The organism is Bradyrhizobium sp. 40 (assembly GCF_023100925.1).
Lineage (GTDB): Bacteria > Pseudomonadota > Alphaproteobacteria > Rhizobiales > Xanthobacteraceae > Bradyrhizobium.
Genome location: NZ_CP064688.1, coordinates 5190490 through 5215977, shown reverse-complemented (window position 1 = coordinate 5215977; position 25488 = coordinate 5190490). Strand labels below are relative to the sequence as shown.

The 25488-nt window shown below is 63.8% G+C and carries 20 protein-coding genes; 12 read left to right on the top strand and 8 right to left on the bottom strand.

Annotated elements, in window-relative coordinates:
- Positions 1 to 125 precede the first annotated feature (125 nt).
- Positions 126 to 617: a septal ring lytic transglycosylase RlpA family protein gene (locus IVB40_RS25175; protein WP_027568999.1), complete on the top strand. Its 492-nt coding sequence runs from the start codon at positions 126 to 128 to the stop codon at positions 615 to 617.
- A gap of 156 nt (positions 618 to 773) precedes the next feature.
- Here the strand turns inward: IVB40_RS25175 and IVB40_RS25170 are convergent, their stop codons facing one another.
- From IVB40_RS25170 to IVB40_RS25155, 4 genes are all read right to left on the bottom strand, one after another.
- A complete protein-coding gene (locus IVB40_RS25170) occupies positions 774 to 2678 on the bottom strand; it encodes an AI-2E family transporter (protein ID WP_247819590.1) in 1905 nt (634 codons plus the stop codon).
- 168 nt (positions 2679 to 2846) lie between these two features.
- Entirely contained in the window at positions 2847 to 3161 is a 315-nt protein-coding gene (locus IVB40_RS25165; protein WP_247288689.1) for a hypothetical protein, read from the bottom strand.
- 146 nt (positions 3162 to 3307) lie between these two features.
- A complete protein-coding gene (locus IVB40_RS25160; RefSeq protein ID WP_247816639.1) occupies positions 3308 to 3490 on the bottom strand; it encodes a hypothetical protein in 183 nt (60 codons plus the stop codon).
- A 324-nt stretch (positions 3491 to 3814) separates the two neighbouring features.
- On the bottom strand, positions 3815 to 5554 hold the full coding sequence (locus tag IVB40_RS25155) for a HAMP domain-containing methyl-accepting chemotaxis protein (RefSeq protein ID WP_247816638.1): 1740 nt from the start codon (positions 5552 to 5554) through the stop codon (positions 3815 to 3817).
- Between the two features lie 220 nt (positions 5555 to 5774).
- On the opposite strand from IVB40_RS25155, the gene IVB40_RS25150 reads away from it, so the two are divergent.
- The 4 genes from IVB40_RS25150 (at position 5775) to IVB40_RS25135 (ending at position 12261) form a co-directional block, all read left to right on the top strand.
- On the top strand, positions 5775 to 7157 hold the full coding sequence (locus IVB40_RS25150) for an ethanolamine ammonia-lyase subunit EutB (protein ID WP_247816637.1): 1383 nt from the start codon (positions 5775 to 5777) through the stop codon (positions 7155 to 7157).
- Between the two features lie 152 nt (positions 7158 to 7309).
- Complete coding sequence (locus IVB40_RS25145) at positions 7310 to 8896, top strand: B12-binding domain-containing radical SAM protein (RefSeq protein ID WP_247816636.1); 1587 nt, start codon at positions 7310 to 7312, stop codon at positions 8894 to 8896.
- Between the two features lie 6 nt (positions 8897 to 8902).
- Positions 8903 to 9688, top strand: a complete 786-nt coding sequence (gene eutC, locus IVB40_RS25140; protein WP_247816635.1) for an ethanolamine ammonia-lyase subunit EutC — start codon at positions 8903 to 8905, stop codon at positions 9686 to 9688.
- Positions 9689 to 9894: 206 nt separating this feature from the next.
- Positions 9895 to 12261 (top strand): MMPL family transporter, encoded by a 2367-nt coding sequence (locus tag IVB40_RS25135; protein WP_247816634.1) that lies wholly within the window; start codon positions 9895 to 9897, stop codon positions 12259 to 12261.
- A gap of 122 nt (positions 12262 to 12383) precedes the next feature.
- Here the strand turns inward: IVB40_RS25135 and IVB40_RS25130 are convergent, their stop codons facing one another.
- Positions 12384 to 12881: a hypothetical protein gene (locus tag IVB40_RS25130; protein WP_027516853.1), complete on the bottom strand. Its 498-nt coding sequence runs from the start codon at positions 12879 to 12881 to the stop codon at positions 12384 to 12386.
- Positions 12882 to 13341: 460 nt separating this feature from the next.
- Here IVB40_RS25130 and IVB40_RS25125 point away from each other — a divergent pair, with 460 nt between their 5' ends.
- From IVB40_RS25125 to IVB40_RS25100, 6 genes are all read left to right on the top strand, one after another.
- The gene (locus IVB40_RS25125) at positions 13342 to 13575 is read left to right on the top strand and encodes a hypothetical protein (RefSeq protein ID WP_007593627.1); all 234 of its coding nucleotides are present in this window, start codon (positions 13342 to 13344) and stop codon (positions 13573 to 13575) included.
- 195 nt (positions 13576 to 13770) lie between these two features.
- Positions 13771 to 14655, top strand: a complete 885-nt coding sequence (gene hpnC, locus IVB40_RS25120; protein WP_247816633.1) for a squalene synthase HpnC — start codon at positions 13771 to 13773, stop codon at positions 14653 to 14655.
- Positions 14645 to 15484, top strand: coding sequence for a presqualene diphosphate synthase HpnD (gene hpnD, locus IVB40_RS25115; RefSeq protein WP_247359919.1), 840 nt, complete (start codon positions 14645 to 14647; stop codon positions 15482 to 15484). Before hpnC ends, hpnD begins: the two co-directional genes overlap by 11 nt.
- Positions 15484 to 16737: a hydroxysqualene dehydroxylase HpnE gene (hpnE, locus tag IVB40_RS25110; protein WP_247816632.1), complete on the top strand. Its 1254-nt coding sequence runs from the start codon at positions 15484 to 15486 to the stop codon at positions 16735 to 16737. The genes hpnD and hpnE overlap by 1 nt, the downstream gene beginning before the upstream one ends.
- 76 nt (positions 16738 to 16813) lie before the next feature.
- Positions 16814 to 18781: a squalene--hopene cyclase gene (gene shc, locus IVB40_RS25105; protein WP_247816631.1), complete on the top strand. Its 1968-nt coding sequence runs from the start codon at positions 16814 to 16816 to the stop codon at positions 18779 to 18781.
- Entirely contained in the window at positions 18778 to 19527 is a 750-nt protein-coding gene (locus IVB40_RS25100) for a phosphorylase (protein WP_247359916.1), read from the top strand. Before shc ends, IVB40_RS25100 begins: the two co-directional genes overlap by 4 nt.
- A gap of 171 nt (positions 19528 to 19698) precedes the next feature.
- Here IVB40_RS25100 and hpnH read toward each other — a convergent pair whose 3' ends face one another.
- Both hpnH and ispH read right to left on the bottom strand, forming a co-directional pair.
- Entirely contained in the window at positions 19699 to 20859 is a 1161-nt protein-coding gene (gene hpnH, locus IVB40_RS25095; RefSeq protein ID WP_027569013.1) for an adenosyl-hopene transferase HpnH, read from the bottom strand.
- 35 nt (positions 20860 to 20894) lie between these two features.
- Positions 20895 to 21821: a 4-hydroxy-3-methylbut-2-enyl diphosphate reductase gene (gene ispH, locus IVB40_RS25090; RefSeq protein ID WP_027516858.1), complete on the bottom strand. Its 927-nt coding sequence runs from the start codon at positions 21819 to 21821 to the stop codon at positions 20895 to 20897.
- A 460-nt stretch (positions 21822 to 22281) separates the two neighbouring features.
- Between ispH and IVB40_RS25085 the strand changes: the two genes are divergently transcribed.
- A complete protein-coding gene (locus tag IVB40_RS25085) occupies positions 22282 to 24870 on the top strand; it encodes an MMPL family transporter (protein WP_247816630.1) in 2589 nt (862 codons plus the stop codon).
- Here the strand turns inward: IVB40_RS25085 and IVB40_RS25080 are convergent.
- Positions 24838 to 25470, bottom strand: a complete 633-nt coding sequence (locus IVB40_RS25080) for a DUF2147 domain-containing protein (protein ID WP_247426047.1) — start codon at positions 25468 to 25470, stop codon at positions 24838 to 24840. The genes IVB40_RS25085 and IVB40_RS25080 overlap by 33 nt on opposite strands.
- Positions 25471 to 25488 lie beyond the last annotated feature (18 nt).

Here is a 25488-nt window from a genome sequence, read left to right as displayed (position 1 = left end):
CCTGCAATGGTTCCGCAGCCGGGGTTGGCTCGACCTGTAAACATCGCGAACCCGAACGCCTCCGCGTTTGCTTGATGATGTTTTGAGGCATCGGAACCGCACAATCGAAAATCACAGGAGATATGATGGTGTTCCGATCCAGCGCCGCAATTTGCGGCGCCGTGGTTGCGCTTGCCGTTTCCGTTACTGTTGCTCGATGCGAAGCCGCTGGAGTTCACTCAAGCGCTGTCGTCAATGTCGCTTCCGGGGAAGCGATCGTCGGCGCGGCGTCCACGTACAATCCGTTCAAGCCGGGCAAAGAGGAGGGCGGCCCGAAGACAGCCTCCGGCGAGCGCTATGATCCCTCAGTCTGGTCGGCCGCCATCAAAACGAGTTTGCGTAAGAAATTCGGTGGAGTCCAGTTTGGCGCGAAGCCGAAATACGCCCTCGTAGAGGCCGTCGGCAAGAAGGTCATCGTCAAGATAAATGACGTGGGACCGCTAAGGCCTGGCCGCATCATCGACCTCAACGAGCGGACGATGCGCCATTTTGATCCGGGCCTGCAGCGCGGGGTCATTCCCGATGTAAAGGTGCGGCCGCTTGCCGGCGGCGATTGGACCCCCGGGCCGGTCGGCTGAACCGTCGCACCAGAAGGTCGCGCAGCACGGTCCTTTGTATGTGACTGAGGGAGTGCCAAGACACACCGGCCTCGAGCCGGATCCGATGTCGGCAGGAACGAAGGCCTTTCGGGTTTGCTGCGCGCCTGCAGCAGCCATGTCTCCGCGTATAAACTGCTAGCCGGCCGTGATCTTCGAAATCCGGCCTTCAGCGACTGTGCCAAGGGAGTCCACACCCGTCGCCTCTATGCAGAGTTTAAGCGCCCCGCCCAGAGTTGCAGCAGCCAGATCCGCCTTGGCGCCTTCCCGCAGATTTTCCAGCGCCGATGGGTCGATGTCCTTCATCCAGCAACCCAGAATGATTGTAGCCTTCGGCAATTTACGGCGAAGCCGTCGCACCGAGTAACGCATATGGGCCGGGCTGCTTGCATCCATATAGACGAGGCAGACAATGGCGACCCCATCGGTCTCCAGGCGGAAGATATTCGCCGTCGACAACGCTTCCGCTGCCTCGACTCTGGCCGACAAGCCATGCGCTCCGGTCAGTTGAGCCAGCATGATCGCAGCGGCTTCGTCGATCGGATTTCGCCCGGCCACGCAGAGCACGGGATGTTCGCCTTGCCATTCAGTGGGCAAGTCCTCCTTGCGCAGCACCCGCAGACCCTCATAAGGCGCATCCTCAGCCACGCCTTCTATGGCAGATGTAGCTTCGACATCTGTGGTCGGGCCGACCTTCGGCGGCGGACGCTCATCCTGCTCCGAAATGTTATTGGCAAATTCCTGGACCGCATCCCTGATTTTAGCCAGCCGGTCGGGATCCAGAGCGCCGCGCTCGGCATCCGCTTGAGCCAGCTGCAGTCCTCGCAGGGCGACTTCGTCGTAATAAGAGCTGAGAGATCGCTCCTTCAAGAACTCCTCGGCTTTTGCAGATGCTTCGGTCGGATCGCCGGCGAGCATCCGCTGATAGAATATCTCGGGCGGAGAGAGCGCTGGTCGGTCTCCAAACATGACGTCCAGGAACTCCAGGCGCTCGACATGGCGGCCCAGGACGACCAGACACACCGTAAGGGGTGTTGCCAGAACGAGGCCGATCGGACCCCAGAGCGCCGTCCAGAACGTCGCGGAAGCGACAACGGCCACCGGCGACAGTCCCGTGCTGTGTCCATAGACCATCGGCTCGAGCACATGGCCGACGACGGGCTCCACCACCACGAACAGCGCGATCGTCCACAGCAGCATCGTCCAGGTTGGATCGACCGCAACCGCGAGAGCGAGAGGGAAGGCGGCGGCGATGACCGCCCCAATGTAAGGCACGAAGCGCAGCACTGCCGCCAGAATACCCCACAGGATCGCGCTTGGAACGCCGATCAGCCAGAGACCGATTCCTATGATGATGCCGAAGCCCCCGTTCACGAGAAGCTGGATAAGGAAAAGCCGGCTGAGGCGGCTCGCCGCGTCATCAAGGGCAGCCGTGGTGCGCTGCAGGTCATCCGAACCGGCCAGCCTGATCAGACGATTACGAAGATCCTCGCGCTGAAGCAAAATGAAGATCACGAATATGACGATGATCCCGGTCGTTGCGAGCGGATGAAGCAATGGTGAAATCAGCGTTTGCAAGCTCTCCAGCGCGCCGGGATCGGGCTGAAGCACTTCCACAGGAACGGGCTTCGGCGGGGCCGCTTTCGGAGCTGCTATGGTCCCCAACGAATTCGCGGCCTCCTTGGGCTTGTCGAGTTCTTTGCTGAGGTCCTTCAACATGCTGGAAGCCCGCTCGAGCGTGCCCCGACTGGCCGTGGTCTCACGGAAGGATTGGATCTTCTCGCTTATTGTGGACTGATATCGCGGCAAATCGCCGGCCAGCTGGGCGAGTTGGGTAGCGAGCAGACTGCCCATCGCAAATATGAACGCGAAGGCGATCACGACCACGCTCACCACAGCCAAACTGCGTGGAATGCGCAGTCGCTGAACCAGTCGAACCAGAGGCGCCAGCACGAAGCTGAGCAAGACGGCCAGCGCTATCGGAATGATGATCTCGCGACCATAATACAGCACCATGATAATGATCGCGGCGAGAATGGCCATCGCCACGGCGCTCAATAGAGAAATCAGTTCTTCCGGTGTTCGTGCTTTGAATGGCTGCCTGATCACAGCTCCTCGCTAGGCCGGGAAAAGCGGCGAGTTTGTTGACGTCCAGTGAGTTCAAAAAAGCCGCGGATTGCTCCGCGGCTTCTGCATTCACCGGCTCGTATCTCAGTAGCGGTCGGTGCCGATCCCGACGCTCACGCCGGGAGCACGGAAGCCGATGCCGCTGCGCTCTTCATAGCCGCGCCGCTCGATGTAGCGCTCGCGAGGCGCATATCCGTAGGAATCGCGCCCATCGCGGATGATAACACGGCGCTCGCTGCGCTCGCGCCAGCAACGACCGTCTTCATTGCAGACCATGCGCACGTTTTGAACGTTGCTGTCCGGAGCGGCATACAGGGTGGGAGACAGCGGGGCTGCAGAAGCAGCGGTCACAAGAAGGGCACTTGCTGCGGCCGTCAGAGCAGCTGTTAAAAATTTCATGGTGTTTCTCCAAAATGTGATGTGTCAGTGAGGCAATAGACTGGGAACCCAATGGTTCCATGGCTGAACAGATATCGTCAGCTGCCGCCACTCTGTTCGCAGGCATCCCGTGCCCGAAAGACAGATAAACTCGCTATGATTGGCGATTATGACTTGGAAGATGGGATTTCGGAGAGAGCCATCGCGCGCTCTCTATGAAGATCGGCTTCGAGATCCTGGACGATGTCGTGGAGCAGAACGGCGGCAAGCGGATCGGTCACCTCTCGCTCCAACGCCCGGTAGCGCAAGATCAGGACCTCCTGTTCGTCGAATTGGCCGTCTGCAGACATGCTGTAATTCCCTCCGCATACCGACGCAGAGGCGGCTGGATAGTTTCGCTAAAAGTTCTGGATCATTGTCTATGGGGCATCAAGCGACGAGAGGCGGCCTCAGCCGGCCTTCGGCTTTCCACGATCTGCCGGCCCCCAGCGCGGAAAGCTCCAACATTGACATCATGCCCCTGTTTTGCCCGACGGAGCAAATGGATTCGCAAAATCCGCAAAAGATAACGCGGATGGCCAAGCCATTGAAATCGCTGTCCCCGGCTACTGTGCATGGGGTTGTTTTCGCGTTTTATTGATAGAGCGACCCCAGCGCCGCCGGTGGACGTCCCGTCATCCGGCCTTGGCGATGCGGCCGTCCGCTGCGCCCGAGCGCAGGTTCTGGAAGAACTTCTCCACTTCGCGCGACAGCGTCTCCGCCGTCTCGGTCACGCTGCTCGCAGCCGTCAGCACCGAGGAGGCCGCCGTATCGGTCTCGCCAATGGCGTCGCGGAGCGAGCTGATGTTGGCGACGAGGGTCTCGTTGCCTTGGGCCGCCGATTGCGCGTTGGACGAGATCTCGCGCGTGGCGGCATCCTGCTGGCCGATGGCGCCGGCGATCGCCGAGGTGACGTCGTTGATCTCGCGCACCGCGCCGCCGATCTCGCGGACGGCATCAACTGCGTTGCGGGTGGAGGACTGGATCATCGAGACGTTCTCGCTGATGTCGGCGGTCGCCTTCGCGGTCTGTCCCGCGAGCGCCTTGACTTCGTGTGCGACGACGGCGAAGCCGCGACCGGCATCGCCGGCGCGCGCCGCCTCGATGGTGGCATTGAGCGCGAGCAGATTGGTCTGCTCGGCGATCGCCTGGATCAGGCTGAGCACGCCGTCGATACGTTGCGTGGCAGCGGCCAGGCTCTCGATCTCGGCGATGGATTTCTCGGTGCGCTGGCCGGTCTGCTCGACCGCGCTGGCGGATTGCCGCACCTGCCGGCCGATCTCCACCACCGACGCCGACAGCTCCTCGGCCGCGCCTGCCACCGCCGTGACGTTGTGCGAAGCCTGCTCGGTGGCGTTCGCCGCCGTGCCGGCGCGGCTGCTCGCGTCCGCGGTGACGCGGGTGATGGTCTGCGCCGTCTCGCGCATCACGGAGGCGTTGTCGCTGAGGCCGCGCATGATCGCGCCGATCGCCTCGCGAAACGCGTCGACGGATTGTTCGATGTGGCGGGCGCGCTCTTCGCGCGCGGCGGAGTCCTGCGAGACCTGTGAGGCGAGGTTGCGGTTACGCGCCATCGCGTCCTGGAAGATCTGGATCGCGCGTGCCAGTGCGCCGATCTCGTCGGCGCGGTGGCTGTGGGGCACCACGACGTTCTCGGCGCCGTCAGCGACCTGCTTGATGGTCGCGGTGATGGCGGAGAGGGGGCGTGCGATCGAGCGGGCGATGATGACGATGCCGATCACGACGAGCGCGAGCGCCACGCCGGCGAGGCAGGTCAGGACGAGGGACAGGATGCGATTGGTCTCGGTCTCGTGCGCGATTTGCCTCGCGCGCTCGGCATAGACCTTGGACAGCGCCTCGAGATCCTTGTTCAGCGCCGAACGCACGGTGCGGTTGGCGTCGTTGTCGCCCCATTCGCGGCCCGCGGCCGCATTGATCTCGACGCCGCGGCGCACCAGCTCCTTGCGAAACTCGACGAACTGCTCGATGCGCTTCTTGAAGGTGGCGAACTGCTCGGCATCGTCAGCCTTGACGATGGTCTCCCAGCGCTTCACGACGTCAAGGATCTGGGCGTTGAACTTGAGCAGGCCGTCGCCGTATTTCTTCACCACGGCGGGCTCGGTCGACATGTAGACGCCGCGCGATTCCATCACGACCGCATAGACCAGCGAGTTGACCCGCTCGACGTTCAGCGCGGCGGCGTTCGCAGTCTCGATCGCGCCCGTCAGGTCGGCACCGCGGCGGCTGTTGTAGTCGGACAGCATCGCGATCGCCGCCGTGAGCAGCGCGAACAGCGCGAAGATGGCGTAGAGCTTGTTGGCAAGCGTGAAGCGGCCGGCGAGGCCGGTGGCATTCCCAGGTCGGTCAGTTGTCATGGTTTTCAGGGGCCCGAATGGCCGGGAGCGGCCGGAGAGCGCGGTCGTGCAAATGATTGCAAAACTATGCAGAATGAAGATGGACGCGGCGTTAACGCCGGGTTTGGCCCCCTTTGCCCTCGGCCGAAAGAAAGGTAGATATTTCAGCGTCTTGATCTGAAGGTATAGTCTTGGGATCGCCCTGGAGTCGGCCTCTGGCCGACGAACCCCGGAGAGACCTTTGGTCTACCGCCACACCATCGACGCCACGACCTACACGTTCCCGGATTTGCGCGACCTGCTCGCCAAGGCGACGCCGCCGCGCTCCGGCGACCGACTGGCCGGGATCGTCGCCGCCAGCGCCGAACAGATGATCGCGGCGCGGATGGCGCTGGCCGACGTCCCGCTCGGGCAGTTCTTGCAGGAAGCCGTCATCCCCTATGAGACGGACGAGGTCACCCGCCTCGTCATCGACAGCCACGACGCCAAGGCCTTCGCGCCGGTGGTTTCGCTGACGGTCGGTGCCTTTCGCGACTGGCTGCTGTCGGACGCAGCGACACCCGAAATCTTGCGGAAGCTAGGAGGCGGCATCACCCCGGAGATGGCCGCCGCGGTCTCGAAGCTGATGCGCAACCAGGATCTGATCCTGGCGGCGCGGAAATGCCAGGTCACCACCGCTTTCCGCAACACCATCGGCCTGAAGAGCCGGATGAGCACCCGGCTCCAGCCCAACCATCCCTTCGACGACGCCAGGGGCATCACCGCATCCATCCTCGACGGCATCCTGCTCGGCGCCGGCGATGCCTGCATCGGCATCAACCCGGCGAGCGACGACCCGGCCGTGATCGGCCAATTGCTGCGGCTGCTCGACGAGGTCATCGCGCGGCTGAAGATCCCGACCCAGGGCTGCGTGCTGACCCATGTCACCACGACGCTTTCGCTGATCGGGCAGGGGGCGCCGGTCGACCTCGTGTTCCAGTCGGTCGCCGGCACCGAGGCTGCCAACCGCAGTTTTGGCATCGACCTTGCGCTTCTGAAGGAGGCGCAGGAGGCCGGGCTGTCGCAGAAGCGCGGTACGGTTGGCCAGAACGTGATGTATTTCGAGACCGGCCAGGGCTCGGCACTGTCGGCCAACGCCCATCACGGCGTCGACCAGCAGACCTGCGAGGCGCGCGCCTATGCGGTCGCCCGCGCCTTTGCGCCCCTCCTGGTCAACAGCGTGGTCGGCTTCATCGGCCCGGAATATCTCTACGACGGCAAGGAAATCATCCGGGCCGGGCTGGAGGATCACTTTTGCGGCAAGCTGCTCGGCCTGCCGCTCGGCATCGACATCTGCTACACCAATCACGCCGAGGCGGACCAGGACGACATGGACAATCTGCTGACGCTGCTGGCGGCCGCCGGCGTCACCTTCATCATGGGCGTTCCCGGCGCCGATGACGTCATGCTGAACTATCAGTCCACGTCTTTTCACGACGCGCTCTACGTCCGCGACGTCTTCGGACTGCGCCGCGCACCGGAATTCGACGACTGGCTGGTGGGGTCCGGCATTGCGAGCCCAGATTTCCGTCTCGCCGGCGATGCAGGCCTGCTGCCCGATTTTGCGTCACGGCTGATCGCGTGACGCGGCGGAGGCGCCCGGCGGCCGGAGGAAACCATTGGTGCCCTAGGGAATTAGGCTCATGCCACAATATTGAGAAATTCCGGCGGCAGCACTACGCTATGTGCTTGTCTGGCAATTTCCGCGGCTAAGTCGAGCGTGGCGGGGGAGCTTTGATGCGAGCTGAAAGTAACGGGACGTCCCGGCGGATTCTCTGCGTGTTTCCGCGATACACATCGTCGTTCGGGACGTTCGAGCATTCTTACCCCCTGACCGATGGCGTCCGCGCCTTCATGCCGCCGCAGGGACTTTTGCTGCTCGCGGCCTATCTGCCCGAGGAGTGGCAGGTCAAATTCGTCGACGAGAACCTTCGCCGCACGACAAGGGAAGAGTTCGAGTGGGCCGAGGCGGTCTTCGTCAGCGGCATGCACATCCAGCGCCAGCAGATGAACGATATCTGCCGCCGCGCCCACGAGTTCGATCTGCCCGTCGCGCTCGGCGGTCCCTCCGTCAGCGCCTGCCCGGATTACTATCCGTCCTTCGATTATCTCCATGTCGGCGAACTCGGCGACGCCACCAATCAGCTGCTCGAAATCTTGTCGCGCGATACCTCGCGTCCGGAAGCGCAGGTGGTGCTGACCACCAAAGACCGCGTGCCGATGACGGAGTTTCCGATCCCGGCCTACGAGCTCGCCGACGTGAAGAAGTACTTCCTCGGCAGCATCCAGTATTCCAGCGGCTGTCCCTATCAGTGCGAGTTCTGCGACATCCCCGGCCTCTACGGCCGCAATCCGCGCCTCAAATCGCCGGAGCAGATCATCGCCGAGCTCGACCGCCTGCGCGAATGCGGCATGACCGACACGGTCTATTTCGTCGACGACAATTTCATCGGCAACCGCAAGGCGGCGCTGGACCTCCTGCCGCATCTGATCGAATGGCAGAAGAGGACCGGCTACATGGTGCGGCTCGCCTGCGAGGCGACGCTCAACATCGCCAAGCGGCCGGAAATCCTCGAGAAGATGCGCGAGGCCTATTTCGTCACCATCTTCTGCGGCATCGAGACGCCCGACCCCGATGCGCTGAAGGCGATGCACAAGGACCACAATATGATGGTCCCGATCCTCGAGGGCGTGCAAACCATCAACTCCTACGGCATGGAGGTCGTGTCCGGCATCATCATGGGGCTCGACACCGACAAGCCGAACACTTCGGAGGCGCTGCTCGCCTTCGTCGAGGACTCCCGAATTCCGCTGCTCACGATCAACCTGCTTCAAGCCCTGCCGAAGACGCCGCTGTGGGACCGTCTTGAGCGCGAGGGACGCCTGGTCGAGGACGACGGCCGCGATTCCAATGTCAACTTCCTGCTGCCCTACGACGACGTCGTCGCGTCCTGGAAGCACGCCATGGCCGTCGCCTACGAGCCCGAGAAGGTCTACGCGCGCTTCCAGTATCAATGCGACCACGTTTACGTGCACCGCCTGAAGATGCCGACGCCGGATGAGATGAAGACTTGGCCCAACATCAGGCGCGGCCTCGTCATGCTGCGAAACATCTTCTGGAAGGTCGGCGTGCTCGGCGACTACAAGCGCGTGTTCTGGAAGTTCGCGCTGGGCCGCATCAAGCGCGGCGATCTCGAAGGCCTGATTGGCTGCACCCTGATCGCGCACCATCTCATCACCTTTGCGCGGGCGGCCTCGACCGGCCAGCAAAATGCCTCGAACTATTCGATCCGGCTACGCGAGGCTTCCGTCCCCGCCGAATGATGCGACATGTCTGATCCGGCCACCCCGCGTCGCCCGACCCTCGATCTGCGGTCGCTCACGCCTGCGCGCGTCGCGCTCGGGCGCAGCGGCGCGAGCCTGCCGACGCGGGCACTGCTCGATTTCACGCTGGACCATGCCCGCGCCCGCGATGCCGTGCATGCCGTCTTCGATGCGCCGCGGCTGGTTGCGGATCTCCGCGCGCTTGGCCTCGTCGTCACCGAGGCGAACAGCCGGGCGGTCGATCGCAGGGACTATCTGCGGCGGCCCGACCTGGGCAGACGGCTCGATGCCGGATCAATCGAGGCCCTGGCGCGGAGCGCCTCGGAGCCGTGCCAACTCGCGGTCGTGATTGGCGATGGCTTATCGGCGGCGGCGGTCCACGCCCACGCGGCCGCGCTGCTGATGCGTCTGCTGCCGTTGTTCGCAGCCGACGATGGTGTCGCGATCGGCCATGTCGTCGTCGCCTCAGGCGCGCGCGTCGCGCTCGGTGACGAGATCGGCGCCATTCTCGGCGCGCGCATGGTCGTGACGCTGATCGGCGAGCGGCCGGGCCTGTCGGCGCCCGACAGTCTTGGCGCCTATCTGACGTTCGCCCCGAAGCCGGGCCGCACCGATGCCGAGCGCAACTGCGTGTCGAACATCCACAAGGCCGGGTTGAGCTATGACGAGGCGGCCTTCAAGATCGCCTGGCTGGTCCGCGAGGGGCTCGCGCGGGGAGTGAGCGGTGTGGCGCTGAAGGACGAGAGCGCGGACCGCGCGCCGCGTCGAATTGGCACGGCTTTGCCCGAATGAAGGGCATTAAGGCAAAATCGCCACATCTTGATCGATTCGGCCACACTCCGCCTGCTTGCGAGAAGGGTGATTGACCTGCTAAACCCCTCGCGGCGATTTTCTGCGCATTTTCAAAGGGCAAGCCTCCCATTGGTATGGCATTTTCAAGCCGTTCGCGGGGCGCGACAAGCTCACAGACCCGAGCCGATTTAGGAACTGGACAAGGCATGCTCGAAAAGCACAGCGAGAGTGAGGTTCATGTCGACAAGGTCGAGCAGGGGCCTGCGTCCTCGATCGCCTTCGGGCTGGAGCGCATCGGGCTGTTCGCCGTCCGGGCGCCCATCGTCTCCTGCATCGTCCTGCTCGTCCTGATCGTCGGCGCTGTATTCGGCATCCACCGGATCAAGATCGACGATTCGCTGTCGCAGCTGTTCCGGTCCAACACGCCGGAATTCCGCCAGTACGAAGCGGTGACCAAGAAGTTCCCGGCCGAGGAATTCGACGTTCTCGTCGTAGTCGAGGGCAAGACCCTGCTGGCGCGGAACAACCTCGAGAAGCTGCGCGACTTCGTCACCGACATGCAGCTGGTCGAGGGGACGCGCGGACTGGTCTCGCTGTTCTCCGCGCGTCAGGCGCCGGCGCCGGGCAAGCTTCCCGCCGCGCTGTTCCCGCCCGAGCTGCCCGAGGGCGCGGCCTATGACAAGTTTATCGAGGGCGTCAAAGCCAACGAGATCATCCGCGGCAAGCTGTTGTCTGAGGACGGTACGCTGGCGCTGATCGTGCTGTCGCTCGATCCGGAGGTGGTCGCCTCCAATAAGCTGACCAAGACCGTCGCCGACATCCGCGCGCTGATGAAGGAAGACCTCGGCGACACCGGGCTCAACGTGCAGCTGTCCGGCGTGCCGGTGATGCAGCTCGAGATCCGCAACGCGGTCGAGCGCGACGGGCTCACCTACAACATCCTCGGCATTCTCGCCGGCTGTGTCATTGCCATCATCTTCTTCCGCAAGATCTCATTCATGGTGGCGGCCGCGTTCCCGCCGATGATCGCGATCCTGCTGGCGCTCGGCGCGCTCGGCTGGGCCAATTTCAATCTCAACATGTTCCTGAACGTGATGACGCCGCTCATCATGGTCATCAGCTTCTCGGACTCGATGCAGCTCACCTTCGCCGCGCGCGACCGGCTGATCGCGGGCCAGGACAAGTTCACCGCATTCAAGAACGCGGTGCTGGTGGTGGGACCGGCCTGCGTGCTGACGCACGGCACCGCCGGCATTTCCTTTATCGCGCTCCAGTTCTCCGACTCCGATCTGATCCGCAAGTTCGGCGAGGCGGGTCTCGCCGCCACCATCATCGCGCTGGTCGCGGTGTTGTCGCTGGTGCCGGTGTTCGGCGTGCTGTTGGTGCGCAACGAGAAGGTCTTTGCGTCCAAGTTCCAGACTGCGGATGCCGGCGTGCAGGCGCTGCGTAATTTCTGCTACTGGATCGCGGTGCGCATGGTGGGCCGTCCCGGCCTGTTCAGCCTGATCGCCGTGGTGTTCGTGGCGGGCCTCGGCGTCATCTACGCCAATCTGGAGCCGCGCTACCGGCTCGCCGACCAGGTGCCGGACAAGCGCCAGGCGGTCGCCGCCAGCGACCGGCTCGACGCCAAGCTCACCGGCGCCAACCCGGTCAACGTTCTGATCCAGTTCCCCAAGGGTGAATCGCTCTATTCGCCGGAGACGCTGCAGACCATCGCCGACGTGCACGCGACGGTGGAGAAGGCAGCCGGTGTCGGCAATGTCTGGTCGGTCGAGACCCTGCGCCGCTGGCTCGCGGACAAGGCCGGCAGCGCCGACGTCGCGACCCTGAAGGAATATGTCAGTGTCATTCCGGAGCATCTGGTGCGCCGGTTCATCGATGCCGAGCAGGACGCCGTCGTGGTCGCAGGTCGCGTGCCGGACAAGGATTCCAGCCAGCTCCTGCCGATCGTCGACAAGCTCGATTCCGAGCTCGACGCCGTCCGCAAGAAGCATCCCGGCTATGAAGTAGCGGTCACGGGTCTTGCCGCGATTGCCGCGCGCAACTCGGCCGGCATGATCGAGAAGCTCAACCGCGGGCTCACCGTCGAATTCGCGCTGGTCGCGATTTTCATCGGCCTGGCCTTCCGGTCCTGGGTGGTGATGTTCGCCTGCATCCTGCCGGGCATCTTCCCCGTCGTGATGTCGGGAACGGTGCTGTGGGCGATGGGTGAGGGACTGCAATTCGCCAGTGTCGTGGCTCTGACCGTTTCGTTCGGCCTCGGCTTAAGCGCCACCATCCACTTCCTCAACCGCCTCAGGCTCGAGAGCAAGCCGGGCGTCGGCTCGGCGCTCGCGGTGGAGCGCGCGACCGTGCTGGTGGGCCCGGCATTGATCCTGACCACGCTGGTGCTCGCCTGCGGTCTCGTCGTCACGGTGTTCTCCGACCTGCCGTCGCTACGGCTGTTCGGCTGGCTCAGCGCTTTCTCGATGGTCATGGCGCTCGTCGCCGATCTCTTCATCCTGCGGCCGACGGCGATGTGGCTGATCAATCTGCACGCCAAGCTTCAGGGCACCGACAAACCGGCGATCTGAGCGGTTTCATTCATCAGACATGAAATCGGTGCGGTCCGGGCGATTGCGCCGCGTCTCCGAAAAACAACAAAGCCCCGGTTCGCGAGAACCGGGGCTTGCTGCTTTCGAAGCGGTAAGACCTGTCAGCCCTTTGTCATCGTGATGTTGACGCCGCGAATCTCGCCCTTGGACGAGATCTGCACCGTTTGCTTGGTGCCATTGGTGCGCAGCGACAGATTGGCGGCAAAGCCGTTGGCCTCGACGAACACCTCGATCTGGCCGCCACCGGCAGTGCCCTGGAGATTGCCGAAGATGTTGCGGTTGGTCTCGCTCCAATTGCCGGAGATGCGCTCGCCCTGGCTGGTCACGTCGCTGGTGAGGTCGAATTTGTAGCTGTCGGACGCGCAGTGCAGCGCCTGCTTGAGGCTGAGACCGGTGCCGGCAACCTTGTAGTCGGCCTTGCAGCGGATGCGCTCGGTGGAGCCGTCGGACAGCGACACCGTACCCGTGCCGGTCCACGCGCCCTCGAAACCTGCAAACGGTCCGGACGACTGAGCCTGACTTGTCGAAACCGAGAAGAGCAGCACAGCGCCGATGCCGGCCGCCTTGATTGCCAGTTCAGATCGCCCAAAGAATTTCATCTCAAAATATCCCGTTTTCGAACGACGTCCGCTTGTCACGAAGGACGTCTCGCCACATCGAAGGTTTAGTGTTCCGAGCCTGTGTCAGGTTCAATGGACGGCCGCCCACATGTCGGCATCGCGAAGCGCGTATGCCATGGGTAGCCTCCGTATTCTCTGCGTTTCGGCATGTTTCTGGCGCCCAAGGCGGGATGGAGAGATGCAGCTCTGCAACAGGTGCGCAGCAAAACGCGGCACACCTGGATTATGACGTAGTATCAGTCTCTTACATTTGCCAGAGAAGGCGCAGGGAAGACCTGATTTGGTGGACGTGGCGCCAATTTGGCCGCATTTGCCAGTGCTTGTGCCTTCTCCGAGGCCGCTACTCCCGCGGCGACTTGCCATCAGAACAATCCGTTCCGGTCGTCGCCCAGTGCTGCCCGGGATAGGTGCGATTCTGCCGTCAGAATGAAGGAATACAATGCGTAAGCTTCTCGTCGCTCTCACCTTGCTGTCGGCCTCCCTCTCGACTGCAGCGTTCGCCCAGCAAGGGCGCGGCACCGACGCCGAGCAGAAGGCCTGCTCGCGCGATGTGCAGAAGCTCTGCCGTCCGGTCATCGACCAGGGCGATTTCACCATCCTGGCCTGCCTCAAGGAGAACCGGGCCAAGATCTCGCAGGCCTGCGACCAGGTCCTGAAGAACCATAACCAGTAAGCTCGGCCACTGGCCCACAAAAAGGCGGCCTTTTGGGCCGCCTTTTCGGACCTGATCCGCGAAGGGCAGCCATCGAGAGACAGGATTGGTTTTGCGGCCGTATTCCCCTATATGGGGGCCGCGGCGGCATCGCCGGCACGGGCTAGCGCGAGCGAAAAAGCCCTTCCTGTCCAAACGATTGTAGACCAGCCCTCGATGACCTCTGCGAGCGAATTGCGATCCGGCAAGGGTGAGCGCGACGAGAATTTTCCCGTCGCGTCCTGGATCATTCATCCGCGTCATCGCGCGCTGATCCTGGCGTATTACAATTTCGTCCGCACCGCCGACGACATCGCCGACCACGCCACGCTGCCGCCGGATAAGAAGCTCGCTTATCTCGACCTGCTCGAGGCGGAATTGCTCGGCACGGGCGACACCCAGGCCGAGGCCGTCAGATTGCGGCACGCACTGGCCGAACGTGGCATGGCGCCGCGCCACGCGCTCGACGTGCTCATCGCGTTCCGTATGGACGTGACCAAGTTGCGCTACGAGAATTGGGACGAGGTCATCCATTATTGCTGCTACTCGGCGATGCCGGTCGGCCGCTTCATGCTCGACGTCCATGGTGAGAGCACCTCCACCTGGGCCGCGTCGGATGCGCTCTGCGCAGCGCTGCAGATCAACAATCACCTTCAGGATTGCGGCAAGGATTTCCGCGAGCTCAACCGCGTCTATCTGCCGCGCGACGCGTTGGCCGCGAGTGGCGCCTCGGTCGAGCAGCTCGGACTGGCGCAGTCGCCGCCGGCGATGCTGGCCTGCCTTCAGGCTCTCGCCGTGCGCAACGAAGCGCTGCTGGACGAGGGCAGGTCGCTCAGCGCGGAAATCAGGGATTTCCGCCTCGGCGTCGAGGTCTCGGTGATCCAGGCCTATGCCGACCGCATCGTGCGCCTGTTGAAGGTGCGCGATCCCTTGCGCGAACGCGTGCACCTGAACAAGCTCGAGCTCCTCACCTTCAGCCTCGCCGGCATGATCGGCGAAGTCGGCCACCGCGCGGTCGGACGCAAGGCCATTTCCAGACCGGGGACTGCACATGACGCTTGAGGCGACCTCGCCCAGCGCCAATTATGGCTCGACCGCATCCGGCAGTTCGTTCTACGCCGCGATGCGCATCTTGCCGCACGACCAGCGCGAAGCGATGTTCCAGATCTACAGCTTCTGCCGCCAGGTCGACGACATCGCCGATTCCGATGGTCCGCGCGACGAGCGGCTCGCCGCCCTTCAGGCGTGGCGCAACGACATCGATGCGCTCTACCAGGGCAATCCGCCGCCGCGGCTGAAGGACTACGTCGCCTCGGTGAAGACCTTCGGCCTCAAGCGCGAGGATTTCCTCGCGATCGTCGACGGCATGGAGATGGACGTGCCGCAGGACATCCGCGCGCCCGACATGGCGACGCTGGATCTCTATTGCGATCGCGTCGCGAGCGCCGTGGGGCGGCTGTCGGTCCGGGTCTTCGGCCTGCCGGAAGAAGACGGCATCGAGCTCGCCCATCATCTCGGCCGCGCGCTCCAGCTCACCAACATCCTGCGCGACATCGACGAGGACGCGGGCCTCGGCCGGCTCTATCTGCCGCGCGAAGCGCTGCTGCATGCCGGCATCACCTCCAACGATCCGGACCGCGTGATCGTCGAGCGCGCGCTGCCGAAGGTCTGCCTGCCGCTGGCGCAGCGCGCAAAGGTGTATTTCGAGAAGTCGGACGAGATCATGAACCGCAACCGCCGCCGCGCGGTGCGCGCGCCGCGGATGATGTCGAAATACTATCATGCCATTCTGGATCTCCTGATCGCGCGCGGGTTCAACGCGCCGCGCGAACCGGTGCGTGTGTCGAAGGTCACACGCATCGCCATCCTGCTCCGTTACGCTCTCATCTGATGCAAAAAACAGCTCACATCATCGGTGCTGGAATCTCCGGCCTTTCCGCCGCCGTGCGGCTTGCTAATGCCGGCTTCAAGGCCGCCGTGCACGAGGCGACGCAGCAGGCCGGCGGCCGTTGCCGTTCCTATTTCGACGGCGCCACCAATCTCACCATCGACAACGGCAACCATCTGCTGCTGTCCGGCAACAGTCATGCGCGCGCCTATGCGCGTTCGATCGGCACCGAGGCGGGCCTCGTCGGTCCGGAGCGCGCGCAGTTTCCCTTCGTCGATCTCAAGACCGGGCAGCGCTGGCAGATCGACCTCGGCGACGGCCGGCTCCCGACCTGGGTGCTCGACGAGAGCCGCCGCGTCCCCGACACCGGGCTGACCGATTATCTGAAGCTGGCGCCGCTGATCTGGGCATCGGAAGAGACGCTGGTCGGCAAGTCAATTCCGTGCGAAGGCGTCCTCTATCAACGCCTGGTGCAGCCGCTGCTGCTCGCGGCGCTCAACGTCGATCCCCCCGAAGGCTCGGCGGGGCTCGCCGGCGCGATCGTGCGCGAGACGCTGCTCGCCGGCGGGCAGGCCTGCCGTCCCCTGATCGCGCGCGACGGGCTCAGCGCGGTACTGATCGAGCCTGCCGTGACGTTCCTGCAGGAGCGCGGGCACAGCGTTCAGCTCGGCCATGAGCTGCGCTCGTTTGCGACCCATCACGGCAAGGTCGGCGCGCTGAATTTCGGCGGCGAGGATGTGATCCAGATCGGCGCGGGCGATGTCGTCGTGATGGCGGTGCCGCCGCGCGCTGCCTCCAACCTGCTGCCGGGCCTGAAGACGCCGACCGAATTCCGCGCCATCGTGAATGCGCATTTCCGCGTCGAGCCGCCGGCGGGATCTGCTCCGATCCTCGGCGTGATCGGCGGCGTCGTGGAATGGCTGTTTGCGTTCCCGAACCGGCTGTCCGTCACCATCAGCAACGGCGACCGCTTGGTCGACATGCCGCGCGAGGAACTCGCGCAGGCGATCTGGAACGACGTCTGCAAGGCGGGCGGTGTTTCCGGCGAGCTGCCCCCCTGGCAGATCGTACGCGAGCGCCGCGCCACATTTGCGGCGACGCCGGCGCAGAATGCCCTGCGTCCAGGGCCGGTCACTGCGCTGAAAAACCTGTTTCTTGCAGGCGATTGGACTGCTACGGGATTGCCTGCAACCATCGAGGGATCGGTCCGATCCGGTGATCGCGCCGCCGATCTGGTTCTGGCCGCCAAGGGATAGTGACAGGCGGCCCTGACGGGCATTTGTCCCGGTCAATTTCGGCCCATTCAATCGACTATCGGAGCAATCGAGCGAGATGGATTCCGTGAACGCGACCAGCGGCGAAGCCCAAGAATTCAGGAACTTGGAATCGAGCATTGCGTCGGCCACCGGAGGCGTCCTCGGCTTCCAGCAACCCGACGGCCATTGGGTATTCGAGCTCGAGGCCGATTGCACGATTCCGGCCGAATACGTCCTGCTGCGCCACTATCTCGCCGAGCCGGTCGATGCCGTGCTCGAAGCCAAGATCGCCAATTATCTTCGCCGCGTGCAGGGCGCCCATGGCGGCTGGTCGCTGGTGCATGACGGCGAGTTCGACATGAGCGCCAGCGTCAAGGCATATTTCGCGCTGAAAATGATCGGGGATTCCATCGACGCGCCGCACATGGTGCGTGCGCGCGAGGCGATCCATTCCCGCGGCGGCGCCATTCACAGCAACGTCTTCACGCGCTTCATGCTTGCGATGTTTGGCATCGTGACCTGGCGCGCGGTACCGGTGCTGCCGATCGAGATCGTGCTGCTGCCGTTCTGGTCGCCGTTCCACATCAACAAGATTTCCTACTGGGCGCGGACCACCATGGTGCCGCTGATGGTCATCGCCGCGCTGAAGCCACGGGCGAAGAATCCCAAGGGCGTCGGCATCGACGAACTGTTCCTGCAGGATCCGCGCTCGATCGGCATGACCGCCAAGGCGCCACACCAGAGCATGGCCTGGTTCGTGCTGTTCCGCGCGCTTGACGGCATTTTGCGCGTGGTCGAGCCGATGTTTCCCAAGAGCCTGCGCAAGCGCGCCATCGACGCCGCGCTCGCCTTCACCGAGGAGCGGCTCAACGGCGAGGACGGCATGGGCGCGATCTATCCGCCGATGGCCAACATCGTCATGATGTACGACGCGCTCGGCAAGGACGAGAACTTCCCGCCGCGCGCGATCACGCGCCGGGGTATCGACAAGCTGCTCGTGATCAAGGACGACGAAGCCTATTGCCAGCCCTGCGTCTCGCCGGTGTGGGACACGACGCTGACCGCCCACGCGCTGCTCGAAGCCGGCGGTGACAAGGCGGTGCCGGCGGCCAAGCAGGGTCTCGACTGGCTGATCCCGAAGCAGGAGCTCGAGGTGAAGGGCGACTGGGCGGTGAAGCGGCCCGACGTGCGCTCGGGCGGCTGGGCCTTCCAGTACAACAATGCCCATTATCCCGATCTCGACGACACTGCGGTGGTCGTGATGTCGATGGACCGGATGCGCCGGGAGCACGGTGCGACCGGCTATGACGCCGCGATCGACCGTGCCCGGGAGTGGATCGAAGGCATGCAGAGCGACGACGGCGGCTGGGCCGCCTTCGACGTCAACAATCTCGAATATTATTTGAACAACATCCCATTCTCGGACCATGGCGCGCTGCTCGACCCGCCGACGGAGGACGTCACCGCGCGCTGCATCTCGATGCTCGCCCAGCTCGGCGAGACCGCGAAGACCAGCAAGCACGTCGCGGACGGGATCGCCTACCTCCGCAAGACCCAGCACCCCGAAGGGTCCTGGTACGGCCGCTGGGGCATGAACTTCATCTACGGAACCTGGTCGGTGCTGTGCGCCCTCAACATGGCCGGCGTCCGCCACGACGATCCGATGATGCGCAAGGCGGCCGGCTGGCTGGCCTCGATCCAGAACCAGGACGGCGGCTGGGGCGAGGATGCCGTCAGCTACCGGCTGGACTACCAGGGCTGGGAGGCTGCTCCCTCGACCGCCTCGCAAACGGCATGGGCCTTGCTTGCCCTTATGGCTGCTGGCGAGGTTGATCACCCGGCCGTCGCCCGCGGGATGGAGTACCTGATTGCAACACAGAACGAAAAAGGACTGTGGGACGAACAGCGGTACACCGCCACAGGCTTTCCCCGTGTATTCTATCTACGGTACCATGGTTATCCGAAGTTCTTCCCGCTGTGGGCATTGGCGCGGTATCGGAACTTGCGGAACACCAACAGCAGGGTGGTAGGGGTCGGAATGTGACTTTGGGGACGGGGGACTATCTTACCGCGGGTCAAACCGTTGATCCGCGGCCGATATTGATCGTGACGGGACTGGTTCAGGAGGCCCGAATCGCGGCCGGGCCCGGCATGGCGGTCATTTGCTCATCGAGCAGCCCGACCCAGTTGCGGGCGCTGTTGACGGTGCTGGATCCCGAGACGATTCGCGGCGTGATCTCCTTTGGCGTGGCCGGCGGGCTCGACCCGACGCTGCGCTCCGGCGACGTCGTGCTGGCGACCGAGGTGCTCGCGGGCGATACCCGCTGGGCCGCTGGCCTCTCGCTCGGCGACGACCTGATCGACCGCCTGACGTCTGGACGCCGCCGCGTGGTGCGCGGCAGCCTCGCCGGTGCCGAGGAAGTGGTCACGGGGCGGTCCTGCAAGGCGGCGCTGCATTCGGAGACCGGAGCGGCCGCCGTCGACATGGAAAGCCACATCGCGGCCGCCTACGCCGCCGAGGCCGGCTTGCCGTTCGCCGCGGTCCGCGTCATCAGCGATCCCGCCCATCGCGCGCTGCCGGCGCTCGCCCGCGCCGCCATCAAGCCGAACGGCCAGATCGACGTGCTGGCCGTGCTGCGCGGCATCGCGCGCAACCCGACCGCGCTGCACGGACTGGTCTCGACCGGCCTCGACTTCAACCGCGCGCTGCGCTCACTTCGCGGCTGCCGCGACTTCCTGATCGGCACCGAGCTCGTCGAGAGCGAGGCGCTGGTTTCAGAGGCGGCCTGAGCGGTTTCTGCGATCATTAAAAACAAAAGGCCCGGTCGCCATTGGCGATCGGGCCTTTTCTGTTTCAGTGTGCGTCACTCGGATGGAGCGGAGCGCAATCCGACGTCTTCAACGCGGAGGGCCCCGTCCCGGATTTCGCTTGCGCTCCATCCGGGCTACAGGGCATCGCGCTTACGCGGCGGTCGACGCCTTCCGTGCGGCCTTCTCCTGCGCGGCGGCGGCCTCGTCCTTGCGGATCTCCGACAGACGCTTCTGCACTTCCGCCGAGAAGATGTACTGCGCCGGGCGCTGCTTGCTCATGTCGATCTCGGGGGCCATCGGGCCCGTGGTCCTGACGCCGCGCAGCGACACCCACATCGCCTTCAGCGGGTTGTTGATGGCTGCGGTCGCCGCCGTCGGCTCGTAGCCGCAATGGGCCATGCAGTCGGCGCACTTCTCGTACTTGCCGGTGCCGTAGGTTTCCCAATCGGTGGTGTCCATCAGCTCCTTGAAGGTTTTGGCGTAGCCTTCACCGAGCAGATAGCAGGGCTTCTGCCAGCCGAAGATGTTGCGCGCGGGCATGCCCCAAGGCGTGCACTCGTATTCCTGGTTGCCGGCGAGGAAGTCCAGGAACAGGCCGGAATGCATGAAATTCCACTTCTTGCCCTTGCCCATCGCGAAGACGTCGCGGAACAGCTTCTTGGTCTTGGTGCGGTTGAGGAAGTGCTCCTGGTCGGGCGCGCGCTCATAAGCGTAGCCGGGCGACATCGAGACGCCGACACCGAGCTCGACGGTGAGGTCGAGGAATTTCGCGATCTCCTCGGCCGGATGGCCGTCGAAGATGGTGGCGTTGACGTTGACGGTGAAGCCGCGGGCCTTGGCCGCCTTGATCGCGGAGACGGCGCGGTCGAACACGCCCTTCTGCGACACGGCCTTGTCGTGGTGCTCCTTCAGGCCGTCGAGATGCACGGAGAAGAACAGATAGGGCGAAGGCTCGAACAGATCGAGCTTCTTCTCGAGCAACAACGCGTTGGTGCAGAGCGAGACGAACTTCTTGCGCGCGACGAGGCCGCGCACGATCTCGCCGATCTCCTTGTGGATCAGCGGCTCGCCGCCGGGAATGGCGACCATCGGCGCGCCACACTCGTCGGCCGCGTCCCAGCACTCCTGTGCGGTCATGCGGCGGTTGAGGATCGCATCCGGATAGTCGATCTTGCCGCAGCCGACGCAGGCGAGGTTGCAGCGAAACAGCGGTTCCAGCATCAGCACGAGCGGATAGCGCTTGCGGCCAAGCAGCTTCTGCTTGATCAAATAGCCGCCGATACGCATTTCCTTGAAGAAGGGGATAGCCATTACAAGTTTCTTTCTGGGCTTGAAATTCGGGTGGGTCAGCTCGCAGCCAGTTGGGCCGGAAGCCGGAATTCGATGTTTTCCTCGCGGCCCGGAAGCACCGAGACCTTGACCGGTCCGATCCGCCGCATCGCTTCGATCACGTCATCCACGAGTACCTCGGGCGCCGAAGCGCCGGCCGTGACGCCGACGATCCTGGCATCTTTCAACCACTCCGGATTGAGCGCGCTGCCGTCGGCAATCAGATAACTCGCGACACCGGCTTCAGTGCCGATTTCGCGGAGCCGGTTCGAATTCGAGCTATTGGCAGCGCCCACCACCAAGATCACGTCGACCAGCTTGCTCAAGTCCCTTACCGCAGATTGGCGGTTCTGTGTCGCATAGCAGATATCCCGGATATCCGGGCCTTGAATATCTGTAAAGCGGGCCTGCAGGGCCGAAATGATGTCTTTTGTGTCATCCACGGACAGGGTGGTCTGGGTGATATAGGCCACTGGCGTATCCGCCGGCAGCTCAAGGGCCTTAACCTCTTCAACGCTTTGGACCAGCAGTACGGGGGCGGGAACCTGGCCCATCGTACCCTCGACCTCGGGGTGGCCGGCATGGCCGATCAGGATCAGGGTGCGGCCCCTGGCGATGTAGCGCTTCCCCTGATTGTGAACTTTCGTGACCAGGGGGCAGGTGGCATTGAGCACCGGAAGGTCGCGCGCAGCGGCCTCTTCCTCGACGCTCCGGGCGACGCCATGGGCGCTGAAGACCGTCACGGCCTTGGGCGGCACCTCCGACAGCTCCTCGACGAAGATCGCACCTTTGTTTTTCAGGCTCTCGACGACGTACTTGTTGTGCACGATCTCATGGCGCACGTAGACGGGCGGGCCGTACTTCTCCAGCGCCCGTTCCACGATCTCGATCGCACGCACCACTCCCGCGCAAAAGCCGCGCGGTTGCGCCAGATAAACTTCCATTGGACGCCCATCACGCAAGTTGCACCAATCCGCTCTCAAGTTCAGGGGACACCCCGATACGAACCAATGAGTTGCAATATCCGCACCATCGGTTCGCGCACGCGGTAGCCGCCCACCCCTGCCGGGGCCCCGGTGCATGGAGGCGCAGTACTTTGTGTCAAAAAATCGGCAGTAAGGAAAGGTGGAATGAACTTTGGTTCCGTGCCGGATCAGTTTCGCGGTATTATAGTAGAGAATGCCCGTGGCAGCAAAGTGGCGACATTTGTGCGCACGCTTCGTCACTTTCCCGCCTCAACTCCTCGGCTATACCGACGGCCCGCATGATTTTGCCATGGTCTTCCGCCGTTTACCTCGAACCTTCTGACGGCGATAACCACTCAAAACAGCAATAGGTTTCGGCCGGGAACTCCGTTAAACAGCGGGCGTTTCCGGCAAGCTGTTAACCGCAGAAAGAAAAGTAGTGCTGCAAAGCGTCGTCGTTGCCATCGTCAGGGCCTGCACCCGGTTTGCCTCCCTCGTCGTCGTTCTCGGGCTCCTGCTGGCGGTGGGGGCGGGCTATTACACGTCCCAGCATTTCGCCATCAACACCGACATCAACTCGCTGATTGCCCAAAATCTGGACTGGCGCCAACGCGACCAGCAGTTCGATCGCGCCTTCGACCGCGATGCGACGATTACGGCGGTGGTCGAAGCCAAGACGCCGGAGATGGCGACCGCGGCGTCGGACGCGCTCTATGCCAAGCTGAAGGACAACAAGACCGACTTCCAGTCGATGCAGCAGCTCGGCACCGGCGAGTTCTTCGAAAAGAATGGCCTCTTGTTCCTGCCGACAGAGGAAGTCGCCAAGGTAACCGGCCAGTTCGAATCCGCCGCGCCCCTGATCGAGATCATGGCGGGCGATCCCTCGATCCGTGGCCTGACCGGCGCGCTGGAAACCGGACTTGCCGGCGTCAAGCGCGGGCAGGTCAAGCTCGACAACACCGAACGGCCCTTCAACCAGATCGCGCAAACGGTCGAGACCGTGCTCAACAAGGGCAATGCGACCTTCTCCTGGCGCCAGCTCGTCAGTGACGAGCCGCTGACGGATTCGGACAAGCGCGCCTTCATCGAGTTCAAGCCGATCCTCGACTACAACGCGCTGGAGCCCGGTAAGGGCGCCACCGACGCGATCCGCAAGGCCGCAGCCGATCTGGATTTTGCCACCAAATACCAGGCGCGGGTCCGGCTGACTGGACCGGTCCCGATCGCCAACGAGGAATATGCAACCGTCCAGGAAGGCGCCGTCGTTAACGGCATCGGCACGGTTCTCGTCGTGCTGCTCATCCTGTGGCTGGCGCTGCATTCGGCGAAGATCATCTTCGCGGTGTTCGTCAATCTCTTCGTAGGTCTTGCGCTGACAACGGCCGCCGGCCTGATGATGGTGGGCTCGCTCAATTTGCTGTCGATCGCGTTCGCCGTGCTGTTCGTCGGCCTCGGCGTCGATTTCGGCATTCAGTACAGCGTCCGCTATCGCTCCGAGCGCTACAAGCACAACGATCTCTCGGGGGCGCTGATCCTCGCTGCCAAGCGCTCGGCTATTCCGTTATCGCTGGCGGCAATGGCGACCGCGGCCGGCTTCCTCTGCTTCATCCCCACCGACTACAAGGGAATCGCCGAACTCGGCCAGATCGCCGGCGTCGGCATGCTGGTCGCGTTCCTCACCAGCATCACCGTGCTCCCGGCGATGCTGAAGCTGTTGAACCCGCCCGGTGAGAAAGAGCCGGTCGGCTATGCCTTCCTGGCGCCGCTCGATCACTTCCTGGAGAAGCACCGCGTGCTGGTCGTCGGTGGCACGATGTTTCTGGCGGTCGCCGGCCTGCCGCTGCTCTATTTCATGAAGTTCGACTTCAACCCGATGAATCTGCGCAACCCGAAGGCAGAGTCGATCGCGACCTTCCTCGATTTGCGCAAGGATCCCAACACCGGCGCCAATGCCATCAACGTGATGACCACGTCGGAAGAGCAGGCAAAGCAGGTGGAGGCAAAGCTGGAGAAGGTGCCGGAGGTGTTGCGCGTGATGTCGCTCAACAGCTTCGTTCCTGAAGACCAGCCGCCGAAGCTGAAGCTGCTCGCGCAGGGCGCCAAGGTGCTGAACCCAGCGCTCAATCCCGACCAGATCGACGCCGCGCCGTCGGACAAGGAAAACGTCGATGCGCTGAAATCCTCGGTCGACAATCTGCGCCGGACCGCAGGCGATGCGAAGGGCCCGGGAGCGGTCGCCTCGCGTCGGCTCGCGGACGCGCTGGAAAAGCTCGCCAATGGCGACGAGGCCACGCGGAACAAGGCGCAGGACGTGTTCGTCGCGCCGATGAAAATTGTGTTCGACCAGCTCCGGAACGCGATGCAGGCCGAGCCGGTCACCCTGAAGTCATTGCCGGCAGATCTCGTCAGCGCCTGGAAGAGCAAGGACGGCATCATCCGCGTCGAGGCGCTGCCGAAGGGCGATCCCAACGACAACGACACGCTGCGCAAATTTGCGGCGGCGGTACTCGTTGCCGAGCCGACCGCGATTGGCGGTCCGGTCTCGATCCTGAAATCCGGCGACACCGTGGTGAAGGCGTTCATCCATGCCGGAATCTATGCGCTGCTGGTGATCGGCCTGTTGCTGTGGGTCACGCTGCGCCGGTTCGTCGACGTGCTGATGACGCTGGTGCCGCTGCTGGTGGCCGGCGCGGTGACGCTCGAGATCTGCGTGCTGATCGGCTTGCCGCTCAACTTCGCCAATATCGTCGCGTTCCCGCTGCTGCTCGGCGTCGGCGTGGCCTTCAAGATCTACTATGTCGTGGCTTGGCGCTCGGGCAGGACAAACCTGCTCCAGACCAGCCTGACGCGCGCGATCTTTTTCAGCGCGCTGACAACGGCGACCGCGTTCGGCAGCCTTTGGCTGTCGAGCCATCCCGGCACGTCCAGCATGGGCAAGCTGCTCGCGCTGTCGCTGGTGACGACGCTTGCCGCCGTGCTGCTGTTTCAGCCCGCCCTAATGGGCAAACCCCGCAATCTCAGGGAGTAGGCAGATGTCGCCGACCTGGTCGGCGGCGCCCTTCTGACCGGGTTTGGCAGTGCCGGTGGCCTTCGGGGCTGCGGGCGCAGCCTGCGCCGCTGTAGCGCCGGTCGTTGCCGGGGCTTTCGGCGCCGCGCCGGTGGGCTTGGGCGCGCCCTTGGCCATGGCGTTGGCGGGGCTCAAGGGAATCGGGGGACTGACCCGGGTCCAGGTCTCGCCACCGCACAGGAACCCCATCACGCAGCCCTTGATCTCGAGCTGGTCGGTGCCAACCGGCGTGATGGTCGCGCTGTAGAGCTGGCCGTCCTTGGCGTTGTAGACCTGACCTTCCCATTGATCGGCGCCGGGCTTCTTCTTCATGTCGATCAGGGTCGCCATGCCCAGCGTGGGCCGGGTCTTTTTCGACGCGTCCGGATTGTTCTCGTCGCGGCCGCCGGGCTGTTTTTCCCAGGAAACCGCGCCCCACATGCTGCCATTGCATTGGGCGACACGAATGTTGGCGACGCCGTCGGCAACCCGCCAGTCGCCGGTCGGATCGGCCGCGAGCGCCGGGTTCAGGCAGGTGTAACCGCCAGCCAGTATTAGTCCGGTGTAAAGGGCTAAACGCATGATAGTTCCTTGGCAGTG